Origin of the sequence: Pseudomonas sp. R2-60-08W (assembly GCF_003852335.1) — a bacterium.
Taxonomy (GTDB): domain Bacteria; phylum Pseudomonadota; class Gammaproteobacteria; order Pseudomonadales; family Pseudomonadaceae; genus Aquipseudomonas.
The window spans coordinates 4,522,138-4,538,953 of the sequence record NZ_CP027731.1; the positions used below are offsets into that span (position 1 = coordinate 4,522,138).

Consider the following 16,816-nt stretch of genomic DNA (forward strand, 5'->3'; position numbering starts at 1 on the left):
CATTAATTCATAATGAAATGTACCGATGATGTGATCTAAGTCAGCTGTTTGATCAGCCCACGGAATTATTCTGTGATCTCTCTCTCCTGCATTGGAGTCACGCAATGTCTGATTCACCCGGAAAACTTAGGCTTGGCGCGTTGGTGGCGCTGGTCGTGGGCTCGATGATTGGCGGCGGGATCTTCTCACTGCCGCAAAACATGGCCGCCAGTGCCGATGTGGGCGCGGTGTTGATTGGCTGGGTAATTACCGCCGTCGGCATGCTGACCCTCGCGTTCGTGTTCCAGACCCTCGCTAACCGCAAGCCGGACCTCGACGGCGGTGTCTACGCCTACGCCAAGGCCGGTTTCGGCGACTACATGGGTTTCTCGTCGGCCTGGGGTTACTGGATCAGTGCCTGGCTGGGCAACGTCGGTTACTTCGTGCTGCTGTTCAGCACCCTGGGCTATTTTTTCCCAATCTTCGGCGAGGGCAACACCCCGGCCGCCGTGATTGGCGCCTCGGTGTTGCTGTGGGCCGTGCATTTTCTGGTGCTACGCGGAATCAAGGAGGCGGCGTTCATCAACCTGGTGACCACCGTCGCCAAAGTAGTGCCACTGGTGCTGTTCGTCTTGATCGCGCTGTTCGCGTTCAAGCTGGACATCTTCACCGCTGACATCTGGGGCGTGAAAAATCCGGACCTGGGCAGCGTGATGAACCAGGTGCGCAACATGATGCTGGTCACCGTGTGGGTGTTCATCGGCATCGAAGGCGCGAGCATCTTTTCGTCCCGGGCGGAGAAACGCTCCGATGTGGGCAAGGCCACGGTGATTGGCTTTATTACCGTGCTGTTGTTCCTGATGCTGGTGAACGTGCTGTCCCTGGGGATCATGACCCAGCCGGAACTGGCCAAGCTGCAGAACCCGTCGATGGCCGCCGTGCTGGAGCATGTGGTGGGTCACTGGGGCGCGGTGCTGATCAGCGTCGGCTTGATCATTTCGCTGCTGGGGGCACTGCTGTCGTGGGTGTTGCTGTGCGCGGAGATCATGTTCGCCGCCGCCAAGGACCACACCATGCCGGCTTTCCTGCGCAAGGAAAACGCCAACCACGTGCCGGTCAACGCCCTGTGGCTGACCAACGCAATGGTGCAAGTGTTCCTGGTGATCACGCTGTTTTCCGCCAGCACCTACCTGTCGCTGATCTACCTCGCCACCTCGATGATTCTGGTGCCGTACCTATGGTCGGCGGCGTATGCGCTGTTGCTGGCGGTGCGCGGCGAGACTTACGAAAACGCCCTCAAAGAACGCAAGAAAGACCTGTTCATCGGCGCCGTCGCCCTGATCTACGCGATCTGGCTGCTCTACGCCGGCGGTACTAAATACCTGCTGCTGTCCGCCCTGCTCTACGCCCCCGGCGCGATCCTGTTCGCCAAGGCCAAGCGTGAACTGGGCAAACCGATATTCACCAACGTCGAGAAGCTGATTTTCGCCGCAGTGATCGTTGGCGCCCTGGTGGCTGCCTATGGCCTCTACGACGGCTTCCTGACGCTGTAATTGCATGTCCACTGGAGGATCTGAAATGACCACGGAAAAAGTGAAGTACGGCGTTCATTCCGAAGCCGGCAAACTGCGCAAAGTCATGGTGTGCTCCCCAGGCTTGGCCCACCAGCGGCTGACCCCCAACAACTGCGACGAGCTGCTGTTCGATGATGTGCTGTGGGTCGCCCAGGCCAAGCGCGACCATTTCGACTTCGTGACCAAGATGCGCGAGCGGGACATTGATGTGCTGGAAATGCACAACCTGCTGACCGACATCGTCGCTATCCCCGAAGCGCTGGACTGGATTCTGCAGCGCAAGATCACCGCCAATACCGTCGGCCTGGGCCTGGTTGACGAAGTCGGTTCCTGGCTGCGCAGCCTGGAGCCGCGCAAGATCACCGAGTTCCTGATCGGCGGCGTCTCGGCCGATGACTTGCCGAGCAGCTTCGGCGGCCGGACCATCGAGATGTTCCGCGACTTCCTCGGCCACGCCAGTTTCATCCTGCCGCCGCTGCCCAATACCCAGTTCACCCGCGACACTACCTGCTGGATCTACGGCGGCGTGACGCTCAACCCGATGTACTGGCCGGCGCGACGCCAGGAAACCCTGCTGGCCAGCGCCATCTACAAATTCCACCCCGAGTTCACCAACGCCGACTTCCAGATCTGGTACGGCGACCCCGACCAGGACCATGGCGCCGCCACACTGGAAGGCGGCGACGTGATGCCGATTGGCAACGGCGTGGTTTTGATTGGCATGGGCGAGCGCTCGTCGCACCAGGCCATCGGCCAACTGGCGCGCAACCTGTTCAAGAACAACGCCGTGGAACGCGTGATCGTGGCCGGCCTGCCCAAGTCCCGCGCGGCAATGCACCTGGACACGGTGTTCAGTTTCTGCGACCGCGATCTGGTCACCATCTTCCCCGAAGTGGTCAACCAGATCGTGCCCTTCACCCTGCGCCCGGACGACAGCAAACCCCACGGTATCGATATCCAACGGGAGACTACCAATTTCCTCGACACCGTTGCCGCAGCGCTCAACCTCAAGGCGCTGCGCGTGGTCGAGACCGGCGGCAACAGCTTCGCCGCCGAACGCGAACAATGGGATGACGGCAACAACGTGGTGGCCGTGGAGCCGGGCGTGGTGATCGGCTACGACCGCAACACCTACACCAATACCTTGCTGCGCAAGGCCGGGGTGGAAGTCATCACCATCAGCGCCGGTGAACTCGGTCGGGGCCGTGGCGGCGGCCACTGCATGACCTGCCCGATCATCCGCGACCCTATCGACTATTAAGGAGACTTCATCATGGCTTTCAATATGCGCAACCGCAGCCTGCTATCGCTGATGCACCACACCACCCGCGAACTGCATTACCTGCTGGACCTGTCCCGCGACCTCAAGCGCGCCAAATACACCGGCACCGAGCGTCCGCACCTCAAAGGCAAGAACATCGCGCTGATCTTCGAAAAGACCTCGACCCGCACCCGCTGCGCGTTCGAAGTGGCGGCCCACGACCAGGGCGCGCACGTCACCTACATCGACCCGGTGTCGTCGCAGATCGGCCACAAGGAAAGCATGAAAGACACCGCCCGCGTGCTTGGGCGCATGTTCGATGCCATCGAGTATCGGGGCTTTGAACAGGAAATCGTCGAAGAGCTGGCCAAGTTCGCCGGCGTGCCGGTGTTCAACGGCCTCACCGCCGAATTCCACCCGACGCAAATGATCGCCGACACCCTGACCATGCGCGAACACAGCGACAAGCCGCTGCATGACATCAGCTACGCCTACCTGGGCGATGCGCGCTACAACATGGGCAACTCGCTGCTGATGATCGGCGCCAAGCTGGGCATGGACGTGCGCATCGGCGCGCCGAAAGCCCTGTGGCCCCATGACGATTTCATCAAGCAGTGCCAGGCGTTCGCACAAGAAAGTGGCGCACGCATCACCATCACCGAAGACCCGGCCGAGGCGGTCAAGGGCGTGGATTTCATTCACACCGATATCTGGGTGTCGATGGGCGAGCCAGTGGAAGCGTGGGACGAGCGTATCGAGCAACTGCTGCCGTACCAGGTCAACAGCAAGATGATGAAAGCCTCGGGCAACCCGCGCGTGAAGTTCATGCACTGCCTGCCGGCGTTTCATAACAGCGAAACCAAGGTCGGCAAAGACATCGCCGCGCGCTATCCGCACCTGGCCGGTGGCGTGGAAGTCACCGAGGAAGTCTTTGAGTCGCCGGCCAACATTGCCTTCGAGCAGGCGGAGAACCGCATGCATACCATCAAGGCGATCCTGGTGTCGGCGTTGGCGGATATCTAACTGATCGTTCCCACGCTCTGCGTGGGAATGCCTCACTGGACGCTCTGCGTCCGCTTTTGTGGCGCAGAGCGCCACTGGCTGCATTCCCACGCAGAGCGTGGGAACGATCATTTCAGAAGGACATTCTTTATGCGCATCGTCGTAGCCCTGGGCGGCAACGCCCTCCTGCGCCGTGGTGAACCCATGACCGCAGACAACCAACGCGCCAATATCCGCATCGCCACCGAACAGATTGCCAAGATCCACCCCGGCAACGAGCTGGTGATCGCCCACGGCAACGGCCCGCAGGTCGGCCTGCTGTCGTTGCAGGCCGCGGCCTACACCAGCGTTTCGCCGTACCCGCTGGACGTACTCGGGGCCGAGACCGAAGGCATGATCGGCTACATCATCGAACAGGAACTGGGCAACCTGCTGGATTTCGAAGTGCCCTTCGCCACCCTGCTCACACAAGTGGAAGTCGACGCCAACGACCCAGCGTTCCAGAACCCGACCAAGCCAATCGGCCCGGTGTACGCCAAGGCCGAAGCGGAAAAACTTGCCGCCGAAAAAGGCTGGGCCATCGCCCCCGACGGCGACAAATACCGTCGCGTGGTTGCCAGCCCGCGCCCGAAACGCATCTTCGAAATCCGCCCGATCAAATGGCTGTTGGAGAAGAAAGCCATTGTGATCTGCGCTGGCGGCGGCGGTATCCCCACGATGTATGGCGAAGACGGCAAGCTCAAAGGCATTGAAGCGGTGATCGATAAAGACCTCTGCTCATCGCTGCTGGCCGCGCAACTGGACGCCGATTTGCTGGTGATCGCCACCGACGTCAACGCGGCGTTCATTGACTTCGGCAAGCCCACCCAGAAGGCCATCGGCCAGGCTCATCCCGACGCCATGGAACAACTCGGCTTCGCCGCCGGTTCCATGGGCCCCAAGGTGCAAGCGGCCTGCGAGTTCGCCCGCCAGACTGGCAAAACCGCGGTGATCGGTTCACTCTCGGACATCGAAGCCATCGTCCAGGGCAGCGCCGGCACACGCATCAGCACGGCAACCGCTGGCATCAGCTATCTGTGAAGTAGAGGAGATTTGCCTATGGCTACCTTTGAACCGGGACACTTGCACGTCGAACGTCACGCGCTGAACAAAGACGACTACAGCTACAACCTGTGCATCGACTATGAGGTCAGCCAGGACCCCAAGGAAGGCAAGGGCATGTTGTTCAAACTGCACGGTTCGGTGCAGGGCAAGGACCTCAAGGAGGAGTTTTTCCTGCCCAAGGACCAGGCCTTCGACTTTGCGCGGCATGCGATGAATATCGCGCAGAAATACGGCATGCCGAAAACGGCCGTGTTGAATGGCTCGATGCACAAGCAGTACGACTTGATGTTCGAAGATGTGCGGCACCAGCTGGATGTGAAATCGGGCGACCCGATCAAGCCTGAGCACCTGACATAACGCGCCTGCATTGACACAACACTGTTCAAAAATGTGGGAGGGGGCTTGCTCCCGATAGCGGTGGATCAGCTGATAAATCTTTGGCTGACACACCGCTATCGGGGGCAAGCCCCCTCCCACATTTTTGATCTCCATCACCTGTCAGGCATACTTGCCGTCTCTCGCACGCCAGAACCCAACACCATTCCATGCGTATCCACGTCAGCTTCATCGATCGCGTCGGCATCACCCAGGAAGTCCTGGCCTTGCTCGGTGGGCGCAATCTCAACCTGGATGCGGTGGAAATGGTGCCGCCCAACGTCTATATCGACGCGCCGACCTTGAGCGCCGAGGTGCTCGAGGAACTGCGCGATGCGTTGTTCAGCGTGCAGGGCGTGCAGGCGGTGACCGTGGTCGACATCCTCCCCGGCCAACGCCGCCACCTGCAACTCGACGCGCTGTTGGCGGCCATGACCGACCCGGTACTGGCCCTGGACAGCGCGGGCAAGATCCTGCTGGCCAACCCGGCGCTGATCGCTCTTTACGGGCGCGAACCGGCCGGGGAAAGCATCGCCGAGCTGTTCAACGATCCAGGGCTACTCAACACCTTGCTGGAGCACGGCTTCCGCCTGCCGCTACGCGAGATCAGCGTGAACGGCCAGACCCTGCTGCTGGACGCCACACCGATCACCGATGCCGGCGCCCTGCTCACCCTCTACCCGCCCAACCGCATCGGCGAGCAATTATCGGCGCTGCACCACGACCATGCCGAAGGCTTCGACGCGCTGTTGGGCGAATCCCCGGCGATCCGCACCTTGAAAGCGCGCGCGCAGCGCGTGGCCGCGCTGGATGCGCCGCTGTTGATCCAGGGTGAAACAGGCACCGGCAAAGAGTTGGTGGCACGCGCCTGTCATGCGATCAGCGCCCGTCACAGTGCACCCTTTCTGGCCTTGAACTGCGCCGCGCTGCCGGAAAATCTCGCCGAAAGTGAGCTGTTCGGCTACGCCCCCGGTGCCTTTACCGGCGCGCAACGGGGTGGCAAGCCGGGGCTGATGGAGCTGGCCAACCAAGGCACGGTATTTCTCGACGAGATCGGCGAAATGTCGCCGTACCTACAAGCCAAGTTGCTGCGCTTTTTGAATGACGGCAGCTTTCGCCGGGTGGGCGGCGACCGCGAAGTGAAGGTCAATGTGCGCATCCTCAGCGCCACCCACCGCAACCTGGAAAAAATGGTCAGCGAAGGCACCTTTCGCGAAGACCTGTTCTACCGTCTCAACGTGCTCAACGTCGAAGTGCCGCCCCTGCGCGAACGTGGTCAGGACATCTTGTTGCTGGCCCGCTACTTCATGCAGCAGGCCTGCGCGCAGATCCAGCGACCGGTGTGTCGCCTGGCGCCAGGCACCTATCCGGCGCTGCTGGGCAACCGTTGGCCGGGCAATGTGCGCCAGCTGCAGAACGTGATCTTCCGCGCCGCCGCCATCTGCGAAAGCAGCCTGGTGGATATCGGCGACCTGGACATCGCTGGCACCTCGGTGGCCCGCCAGAGCGACGGTGAAATCGACAGCCTCGAACAGGCCGTCGAGGATTTCGAACGCAGCCTGCTGGAGAAACTCTACGTCAGCTATCCCTCCACGCGGCAGTTGGCCAGCCGCTTGCAGACCTCCCATACCGCCATCGCCCATCGCTTGCGCAAGTACGGCATTCCCGGCAAACCCTGAACCCACCCTTCACCAGAATGAGCGTCGTCCGCGGTGCTTGACTGAACCTTTAGCGCTGAAAAACAGTTGCTCGGCCATGGGTGCGCTGATGCGCGAATAGTAGATCGCGATGACATCCCGGTCGGTCTTGTCAGCGAGGCTGCGGAAACTCATGAAGCGCTGCTCCGGCCGCTTCAAATGGCCGGCGTTGTAAGCGCTGTCGGGTGTGGTGAGCGTCGTGTAATGAAAGTGTGCATACGCCAGGACCTTGCCCTGCTTGTCCTTGACCACATACTCCTGCAAAAAATCATCGACGCGCTTGAGTGCGATACGCCCCTCGATGCGTAGTATCAGCACCTGATCCTGGGCATGGAGCCAGGCAATCCCGTCCTCATCGAGAGGCAAACGCTTGAGCATGTCGATACGCAACAGTCGCCCCTGTTCCAGGTAACGGCGGGAGACCTGCTCCAATTCATCGAGCAGGGCCTGCGATACGGCATCGGGCGCTTCAGGCAGCGCCTTGCGAATCTTCTCGGCAACGGCCCTGATCGCTTCGGACTGCCGCGTCAACCGGGCCTGGACGTTGTCCGCCACGTTGGAGGCAAGCGCTTCGGCACGGGCCTGCTGCTGCACAATGGGCTCTCTGTCCAGCAGCCGACGGGCATCGCGCTTGAGGTTTTCCAGGGAGCGTATCGGGCGTGGCACCACGGCGACCGCCTCGGGAATCGCTTCGAACTCCGCCGAACCCACCCGCTGATGCAAGCTGACAACCACCGTCTGGTCGACAGGGCTGATGAGATCCACGATGTCTTCGCTCGCCTGCGGCGTGCGCGCACGAACCCGCCCCAACTGATAGCGTCTCTTTGAGTCACGTACCAGCCATTGACCTGCACCGGGCGTGCGCACGGTGGCGGGTTGGGGGTTACGCTCTTGCTCGCGGAGCAGTTTGGCCAACGCTATTCTCGATTCCTGTTCCAGGCTGAGGATCGCCTCTTCCACCGGCACCTCGATGTCCCCATGAATCAAGTCCGGCGCGGCTGCACGGTATTCATCCAGTATCGCCCGCGATCCGGCGTACTCATGCAGAATGGCCTGGATCCCATCGATGCGCTGCTGCACGCTCAGCACGCCGGCTTCGTCAATAGTCTTCTGGGATTGGGCCGATTGAATCGCCTCGTCAATCGCCACCTTGACCCGACTGACATCGTCGCGCTCTTCAGGCAGGGGCTGCCGGCGCCATATCAGCTGTTTCAGCGTCTGCAGCTGCAAGGTCCTCCAGTCCAGTGGCAAGCCATGGGAAGAAGGCGCCAGTTCGCCGATGTACGATTTATATCCAGGAATGCTCAGCAACCGCTCGTAAAAGACGCGCTCCCAAAAACTCAAGTTGACCATCTTGTCCTGGAATTCGCCGATCTTTCGCGCTTCCTCGGTCAGCGCACCGTAAGCCGCCTGGACGGCGGCCACGTCCTCGTGTTCCAACTGCGCCGTCAATTGATCCAGACTCACTTTGGAAAACTGCTCTTGCATGCGATTGAACTTCAATACGTACATTCGCCGGCGCATGGTTTTAAGCATGTCCTCCAATTGCAAACTGTGCTCTCTTTCAAAACCATCCACGGGCCTATTGGCGTTTTTTTGCACCAGCACATTAAGTTTTTTTAGTTGCACCTCCTCTTTTTTCTCCAGTTCCTTCAAAAAGCGCGCCCTGGCGTTTTGCCGCAGTGAGTCGGTGAATAGACCTTCAGCACTTAAATGCGCCTTTTCGCACAGGTTTTCGGCGGCAATGACCACGCGTTCAGCGTTCGTCAACTCGGCGCTCACTTCGTTGTACGCCTGCTGCAGCGCGAGGTTTTTCTGTTCGATTTGCGCACGCTGCCCGATGGCGGTGTTCTTGAGTTGACCACCGATCAAGCGCAGGCCCAGGTCGACTTTCCAGGCACCGCGCGCATTCTTCCTGAGCCAGGGGCCAAGGCGCTGGGAGTTCCTGAGGTCAAATAGACGCCAGCCCGCCTCAACAGCCCTCACGCCATACAGCTTGCCGTCTATCAGCGTGTAGTTTTCAACGCTGGCGACGGCACTGTCACTCAGCACCTGGACCCCACCGCGCACAGGGCTGTCGGCCGAGACAATCGTGGGCCGCTCAGGCCAACGTTCTCCACGCTGGGGTGACCATTGGAACGTCTCCAACTGCGCCTGCTGCTGCGGGGTAAGCCTGAACCGTGAGTTGGCCCAGGAATAATCCATGGCGGTTATATCGGCGAGTGAACGCTGCCAGGCAAACGTCGACGCCGACTGGCGAACGTGGTTGGGCGGGATCACCTCCGGAGCTGACACCACGCCTGTCGTAACGGTTTTGATCGCGCGCAGGCGTAAACGCTGATCCAGGGTGACCACGGGGCTCAGCAGCAGGCCGGCCACACTGCCCATCAATTCGGCGAGGGCATTGGCCGTGTCTTCACGACTGGCCTGGGCCGGTAAAGCCAGGACTGTCCGAAAGGTCCTGAAGGTTTGGAACAGCCAGCCCGCGACCGCCACGGGCCCTCTGATCATGGGCAACAACGCATTGAACAATTGCCAGAGATCATTCTTGAACAAGGTCCAGCGCAATGCCTGGTTCGACGCAGACTGCTTCACCGCGAGCTGCCACAGGCTTTGGGCGTTGTCATCGAAGACGGCCGCCAGAAAATCGCCCTGCACCGGCTCATCGCTGAGCAGCGCCGGACTTGAGCTGGGCTGCACGTCGTATTCATCGCCTTGAAGAAAACGCTGAACGTGAGGACGCAAAAAGCCGCCATTGCCAAACACGGCCCGGCTGTCCTCCGGCAGGCGCTGCAGCACCACGCTTTGCAGGTCGCTGCCCATTCGCGCGATCTCGTCGAGCAACGCCTGGCGGCTGGGGAATTGTTGCAACACGGCTTCGGTTTGATCCGGCCGATAAAGAATATGGGGCAATTGGCTGTTGTCACGCGGGCCGATGACAAACAGGTTATCCGCTCGATGGGCAAGCCCCCCGGCATGGATCAGAAATGCCAGAGGCCGGGCCGCTATCACTTCACCGTCGATCACACGCTTTTGCGGATCGTCCTGCAGCACCGCTCGCACCACCAAGGCGCCAGCCCGAGTAAAGCCATAGCGCCGGCGCAGGCTGTTTTCAAGGGCGCGCATCGGCAGTTGGATCGCCATCTGATCAACGAACAATCGACGCCGCCGTGCGGACTCCGCCGGGTCGGCTATCAGCGCATGTTCAAGCAGTGCGGGGTAGTGCTTGCCCACATCCACGCGTTCGATCAGTTGCTTGAGGTACGCCGGCGTGATCCATCCGGGCACCTGACCCGGCGTGGCCTGATTGCTGATCTGCACGCGGGCATAGGCCGTGGCGAAGGGGTTTTCCAGCGACCATTGGGTCAAGGTCCTGGAGGTGCGTTGCGTCCAGCCGACGGTTGCGCCCTGGGTGTGTTCGAAGGTTAGAAGGTAATCGTCCGGGTTGATAAGCGCTTGCGTGGGGTGGTCCAGGCGCATTTGCCGTTGCAGGGCTTTGTGTGCATACACATCGATAGGGTCAAGGCCATCCAGGAATGACGCACCACCGGTGACTCGCTGCGAGCGCTCCAGGCGTTCGAGCCACTGACCATACACCAGGCGATCGGCCCTGTTGGCCTGTTGCAGCCAGACAGGCAGCTGCTCTTCGTGAGGTTGCTGGAGGTAATCCGGGTCGAACCAGGCCAAGGGCGACGTGAGGGTGATGAACAGGTTTTCATAGCTGCCAATGTCGGGAAGTGCCGACCAGTCGAGCCGATACAGGGTGCGAAGCTGACGCTCGAGCAAGGTCTGGGCCAAAGCCTCGAACACATCGCACATCGGCTCACGAAGCACCCAGTTGACGGGCACTCCGGGCAGGTAGTGGTTCATGTAGCGAGGTAACAGGTTACCCAACGCGTCCGGGGTATCGAGCTTCAGCAGGTTCATCGCCGGAACGTAGACCAGAGTGATTTGCTGGCCCTGGACCTGCCGCTGCAGGACCAACAGCGGCAGCCATTCGCCACCGTGACCATCCTGGGCGGCATAGACTTGATAGATGCGCAGCACATGAGGTTTGTCCAGCGCCTCTCGGTCCGCTTGGTACGCCCAAAGTTCCTGGTAATCATTGCCCAGCCCCAGCAGCCATCCCGCTTGCTCCGGTGTCAACGGCGGATTCTGCCGCGCCGTGAGCAGGCATGCTCTTAATTGCTCGCGGACTGCATACCAGCGACTTCTGGCCACACCGGGCACGTCAGCATTCCAGTACTCCACCAACCGCTCGCAAAACCCCGCGAGCACGCCGAGTGCCAGGGTGTTGAGCATCAATTCAATGTCATCCACGCTGATGGCTTCGGTCACCGGTTGGAAAACCTCCGCTCCCGACCGGATCAACAATTGATGATGCCCTGGCGTGTAGTTCAACGCTTCGCCACTCATGCAGCGTTTAATCAGCGCATCGCTCAAGGCGATGAGTTGCGTGTAGTGACCGCCCGGCTGTGTCACGCCGATCCAGCTATTGCTCGCCTGGAGGCGGGAACCGGCAAACCATTCGCTTATCCACGCCTGGATCATCGATTGGGCCACCTCGGTCAGGCTCAGGCGGTGGGCAAACACTTTGGCCAAGTAATCGCGGGACTTCCGGGCCTGGGTGAGTTCCGGGGAATTTGCAGTTGAAGCACACATGGGACGCATCCTGATAACGGGATGGCGCACGTTAAAGCGCGGTCGGGCATCCGTTACGGTAGATAGATCGCGCAGGCAGACGCCAAAAGCGACGCCTATCCGTACTGAAAGCGCTACAGCGTAACGATTTCGCTACAACCCTGTTTTTTGCGCGCCATGCAAGGCTTTGATCCACATAGGCTTTTTTTCGCACGTCTGGCTGTAGCGAAATCGCTACAGCCGAAACACATCACCCTATAGCCATACTTAGTAACCAACTGATTTATAAAGAATTAATGGAACTGGCCGCAATATTGCTAAGCAACTCCTCATTATTCCAATCCCGTCCACCAGACGAATCTGGCCCTGAGGAGTTTCCATGAGCGAGTTGCGTTTCACTGAAGATCACGAATGGCTGCGCGCCGAAGCCGATGGCAGCGTCACCGTGGGTATCACCGCTTTCGCGCAGAACGCGCTGGGTGATGTGGTTTTCGTGCAACTGCCGGAGTTGCAGGCCTACGACAAGGGTGCTGAAGCCTCCACCGTGGAGTCGGTCAAGGCCGCCAGCGGCGTGTACATGCCGTTGGACGGTGAAGTGCTGGAGGTGAACGACAAACTCGATGGCAGCCCGGAGCTGGTCAACGAAGACCCGATGGGCGAAGGTTGGTTCTTCCGCTTTAAACCGGCTGATGCCGAGGCGGTCGCTAAACTGCTGGATCAGGATGCGTACGACCGCCTGATCAAAGCCAACGCCGAAGCCTGAGGAGCGCGCCATGACGATCAACTTGAGCACCGCCAACGAATTCATCGCCCGTCACATCGGCCCGCGCCAGGAAGATGAGCAGCAGATGCTCGCGAGCTTAGGCTTCGATTCCCTGGAAGCCTTGAGCGCCAGCGTGATCCCGGAAAGCATCAAGGGCACCAGCGTGCTCGGCCTGGAAGACGGCCTGAGCGAAGCCGAGGCCCTGGCCAAAATTAAAGCCATCGCCAGCCAGAACCAACTGTTCAAGACCTATATCGGCCAGGGCTACTACAACTGCCATACGCCGTCGCCGATCCTGCGCAACCTGCTGGAAAACCCGGCCTGGTACACCGCCTACACCCCGTACCAGCCAGAGATTTCCCAGGGCCGCCTGGAAGCGCTGTTGAATTTCCAGACCCTGATCAGCGACCTCACCGGCCTGCCGATCGCTAACGCCTCCCTGCTCGACGAAGCCACCGCTGCCGCCGAAGCCATGACCTTCTGCAAGCGCCTGAGCAAGAACAAGGGCAGCAACGCCTTCTTCGCCTCGATCCATAGCCACCCGCAAACCCTCGACGTACTGCGCACCCGTGCCGAGCCATTGGGCATCGACGTGGTAGTGGGCGATGAGCGCGAACTGAGCGACGTCAGCCCATTCTTCGGTGCCCTGCTGCAGTACCCGGCCAGCAACGGCGATGTGTTCGATTATCGCGAGCTGACCGAACGCTTCCACGCCGCCAACGCCCTGGTCGCCGTGGCCGCCGACCTGCTGGCCCTGACCTTGCTGACCCCGCCGGGCGAGTTCGGCGCCGACGTGGCCATCGGCAGCGCGCAACGCTTCGGCGTGCCATTGGGCTTTGGCGGCCCGCATGCGGCGTACTTCTCCACCAAGGACGCGTTCAAGCGCGACATGCCGGGCCGTCTGGTCGGTGTCTCGGTAGACCGCTTCGGCAAGCCGGCCCTGCGCCTGGCCATGCAGACCCGCGAGCAACACATCCGTCGCGAGAAAGCCACCAGCAACATCTGCACCGCCCAAGTGCTGCTGGCCAACATCGCCAGCATGTACGCCGTGTACCACGGCCCCAAGGGCCTGACCCAGATCGCCCAGCGCATTCACCAGCTGACCGCGATCCTGGCCAAGGGCCTGACCGCCCTGGGCTTGAAGGTCGAGCAGCAACACTTCTTCGACACGCTCACCCTCAACACCGGCGCCAACACTGCCGTCCTGCACGACAAGGCCCGTGCCCAGCGCATCAACCTGCGCGTGGTGGACACCGAGCGTGTCGGCCTGTCGGTCGACGAAACCACGACCCAGGCGGATATCCAAGCCTTGTGGGCGATCTTCGCCGATGGCAAGGCGCTGCCTGCCTTCGCCGCCACTGAAAGCACCTTGCCAAGCGCCTTGCTGCGCCAGTCGCCGATCCTCAGCCACCCGGTGTTCAACCGCTACCATTCGGAAACCGAGCTGATGCGCTACCTGCGCAAGCTGGCCGACAAGGACCTGGCGCTGGACCGCACCATGATCCCGCTGGGCTCGTGCACCATGAAGCTCAACGCCGCCAGCGAAATGATCCCGGTGACCTGGGCCGAATTCGGCGCCCTGCACCCGTTCGCCCCGGCCGAACAAAGCGCCGGCTACCTGCAACTGACCTCGGACCTGGAAGCCATGCTCTGCGCGGCCACCGGCTACGACGCGATTTCCCTGCAGCCGAACGCCGGCTCCCAGGGTGAATACGCCGGTCTGCTGGCCATCCGCGCCTATCACCAGAGCCGTGGCGAAGCGCGTCGCGACATCTGCCTGATCCCCTCGTCGGCCCATGGCACCAACCCGGCGACCGCCAACATGGCTGGCATGCGCGTGGTGGTCACCGCCTGTGACGCCCGTGGCAACGTGGACATCGACGACCTGCGCGCCAAGGCCATCGAGCACCGCGAGCACCTCGCCGCGCTGATGATCACCTACCCGTCCACCCACGGCGTGTTCGAAGAAGGCATCCGCGACATCTGCGCGATCATTCACGACAACGGTGGCCAGGTGTATATCGACGGCGCCAACATGAATGCGATGGTCGGCCTCTGCGCGCCGGGCAAGTTCGGCGGCGATGTGTCCCACCTGAACCTGCACAAAACCTTCTGCATCCCCCACGGCGGTGGCGGCCCGGGCGTTGGCCCGATTGGCGTCAAGTCGCACCTCACGCCGTTCCTGCCTGGCCACGCGGCCATGGAACGCAAGGAAGGCGCCGTGTGCGCAGCGCCTTTCGGCAGTGCAAGCATCCTGCCGATCACCTGGATGTACATCAGCATGATGGGCGGCGCCGGCCTCAAGCGCGCCTCGCAGTTGGCGATCCTGAATGCCAACTACATTTCCCGTCGCCTGGAAGAGCACTATCCCGTGCTGTACACCGGTAGCAATGGCCTGGTGGCGCATGAATGCATCCTCGACCTGCGCCCATTGAAAGACAGCAGCGGCATCAGCGTGGATGACGTGGCCAAGCGCCTGATCGACTTCGGCTTCCATGCGCCGACCATGTCGTTCCCGGTGGCCGGCACCTTGATGATCGAGCCGACCGAAAGTGAATCCAAGGAAGAACTGGACCGCTTCTGCGATGCCATGATTGCCATTCGCGAAGAAATCCGCGCAGTGGAAAACGGCACCCTGGACAAGGACGACAACCCGCTCAAGAACGCTCCGCACACTGCGGCGGAACTGGTGGGCGAGTGGAACCACCCGTACAGCCGCGAGCAGGCGGTGTACCCGGTTGCGTCGCTGATCGAAGGCAAGTACTGGCCGCCGGTGGGCCGGGTCGACAACGTGTTTGGCGATCGCAACCTCGTTTGCGCATGTCCATCGATTGAAAGCTACGCGTAACTTCGGGGGTGTACTCGCTTAAAAGGTGGGAGGGGACTTGCTCCCGATGACGGAGTGTCAGTCAACAGATAGGTTGAATGTACAACCGCCATCGGGAGCAAGCCCCCTCCCACACTGACCGAGTACACCCGATACATAATAAGAAACCGGAGAACAACTCATGTCTTTAAGCGTGTTCGACCTGTTCAAGATTGGCATCGGCCCTTCCAGTTCCCACACCGTCGGCCCGATGCGCGCCGCCGCTCGTTTCGTCGAAGGGCTCAAGCGTGACAACCTGCTCAGCGCCACTCACAGCATCAAGGTGGAACTCTATGGCTCGCTCGGCGCCACCGGCAAAGGCCACGGCAGCGACAAAGCCGTGCTGCTCGGCCTGGAAGGCGAACACCCGGACACCGTGAATACCGAAACCGTGGCCGCACGCCTGGCGCAGATGCGCGGTGATGGGCGCCTCAACCTGCTCGGCGAACACAGCATTGCATTCAACGAGAAAGCCCACCTGGCGATGATTCGCAAACCCCTCGCCTACCATCCCAACGGCATGATTTTTCGCGCCTTCGATGCCGCCGGCATCCAGGTGCGCAGCCGTGAGTATTACTCGGTCGGCGGCGGTTTCGTGGTGGATGAAGACGCGGCCGGTGCTGATCGAATTGTCGAGGATGCCACCCCACTGACCTTTGCGTTCAAGCACGCCAAGGACTTGCTCGGCCATTGCGCCACCTACGGGCTGTCCATCAGCCAGGTGATGCTGACCAACGAAAGCGCCTGGCGTCCGGAAGCGCAAACCCGTGCCGGCCTGTTGAAGATCTGGCAGGTCATGCAGGATTGCGTGGACGCCGGCTGTCGCAATGAAGGCATCCTGCCCGGTGGGCTGAAGGTCAAGCGCCGAGCCGCCGCGCTGCACCGGCAATTGTGCAAGAACCCCGAGTCGGCCCTGCGCGACCCGTTGTCGGTGCTCGACTGGGTCAACCTCTATGCGCTGGCGGTCAACGAAGAAAACGCCAACGGCGGGCGCGTCGTTACCGCGCCCACCAACGGTGCGGCCGGGATCATCCCCGCCGTGCTGCATTACTACATGCGCTTTATCCCCGGCGCGAACGAAGACGGCGTGGTGCGCTTTCTGCTCACCGCCGCCGCTATCGGCATTCTGTACAAGGAAAACGCCTCGATCTCCGGCGCCGAAGTCGGTTGCCAGGGCGAGGTCGGCGTGGCCTGTTCCATGGCCGCCGGCGCACTCTGCGAAGTGCTGGGCGGCAGCGTGTCACAGGTGGAAAACGCCGCCGAGATCGGCATGGAACACAACCTCGGCCTGACCTGCGACCCGATTGGCGGGCTGGTGCAGGTGCCCTGCATCGAGCGCAATGCCATGGGCTCGGTCAAGGCGATCAACGCCGTGCGCATGGCCTTGCGCGGCGATGGGCAACACTTTGTGTCCCTCGACAAAGTGATCCGCACCATGCGCCAGACCGGCGCCGATATGAAGAGTAAATACAAGGAAACCGCCCGTGGCGGTTTGGCGGTCAACATTATCGAGTGCTGACGCCTGACCGCGCCGGCACGTTTTTCAGGAGCTGA

10 protein-coding genes are annotated in these 16,816 nt (G+C 61.2%); 9 read left to right on the plus strand and 1 reads right to left on the minus strand.

Features of this window, described 5'->3' with window-relative positions:
- The first annotated feature begins 104 nt into the window (after window positions 1-104).
- The 6 genes from arcD to C4J90_RS20660 all read left to right on the plus strand — a co-directional run bounded on the left by arcD (window position 105) and on the right by C4J90_RS20660 (window position 6,974).
- Window positions 105-1,532, plus strand: a complete 1,428-nt coding sequence (gene arcD, locus C4J90_RS20635) for an arginine-ornithine antiporter (protein ID WP_124364157.1) — start codon at window positions 105-107, stop codon at window positions 1,530-1,532.
- Window positions 1,533-1,557: 25 nt separating this feature from the next.
- On the plus strand, window positions 1,558-2,814 hold the full coding sequence (arcA, locus tag C4J90_RS20640; RefSeq protein ID WP_124415460.1) for an arginine deiminase: 1,257 nt from the start codon (window positions 1,558-1,560) through the stop codon (window positions 2,812-2,814).
- Between the two features lie 12 nt (window positions 2,815-2,826).
- Complete coding sequence (locus C4J90_RS20645; RefSeq protein WP_124364159.1) at window positions 2,827-3,837, plus strand: ornithine carbamoyltransferase; 1,011 nt, start codon at window positions 2,827-2,829, stop codon at window positions 3,835-3,837.
- Window positions 3,838-3,966: 129 nt separating this feature from the next.
- Window positions 3,967-4,896: a carbamate kinase gene (gene arcC, locus C4J90_RS20650; RefSeq protein WP_124364160.1), complete on the plus strand. Its 930-nt coding sequence runs from the start codon at window positions 3,967-3,969 to the stop codon at window positions 4,894-4,896.
- An 18-nt stretch (window positions 4,897-4,914) separates the two neighbouring features.
- On the plus strand, window positions 4,915-5,277 hold the full coding sequence (locus C4J90_RS20655) for a DUF5064 family protein (RefSeq protein ID WP_124420703.1): 363 nt from the start codon (window positions 4,915-4,917) through the stop codon (window positions 5,275-5,277).
- Window positions 5,278-5,465: 188 nt separating this feature from the next.
- A complete protein-coding gene (locus C4J90_RS20660; protein WP_124364162.1) occupies window positions 5,466-6,974 on the plus strand; it encodes a sigma-54-dependent transcriptional regulator in 1,509 nt (502 codons plus the stop codon).
- A gap of 9 nt (window positions 6,975-6,983) precedes the next feature.
- Here C4J90_RS20660 and C4J90_RS20665 read toward each other — a convergent pair whose 3' ends face one another.
- Complete coding sequence (locus C4J90_RS20665) at window positions 6,984-11,654, minus strand: hypothetical protein (RefSeq protein WP_124420704.1); 4,671 nt, start codon at window positions 11,652-11,654, stop codon at window positions 6,984-6,986.
- Between the two features lie 358 nt (window positions 11,655-12,012).
- Between C4J90_RS20665 and gcvH the strand changes: the two genes are divergently transcribed.
- The 3 genes from gcvH to C4J90_RS20680 all read left to right on the plus strand — a co-directional run bounded on the left by gcvH (window position 12,013) and on the right by C4J90_RS20680 (window position 16,781).
- On the plus strand, window positions 12,013-12,396 hold the full coding sequence (gene gcvH / locus C4J90_RS20670) for a glycine cleavage system protein GcvH (RefSeq protein ID WP_032879722.1): 384 nt from the start codon (window positions 12,013-12,015) through the stop codon (window positions 12,394-12,396).
- A gap of 10 nt (window positions 12,397-12,406) precedes the next feature.
- Entirely contained in the window at window positions 12,407-15,244 is a 2,838-nt protein-coding gene (gene gcvP / locus C4J90_RS20675) for an aminomethyl-transferring glycine dehydrogenase (protein WP_124420705.1), read from the plus strand.
- A 160-nt stretch (window positions 15,245-15,404) separates the two neighbouring features.
- Window positions 15,405-16,781, plus strand: coding sequence for an L-serine ammonia-lyase (locus C4J90_RS20680; protein ID WP_124364165.1), 1,377 nt, complete (start codon window positions 15,405-15,407; stop codon window positions 16,779-16,781).
- The last annotated feature ends 35 nt before the right edge of the window (window positions 16,782-16,816 follow it).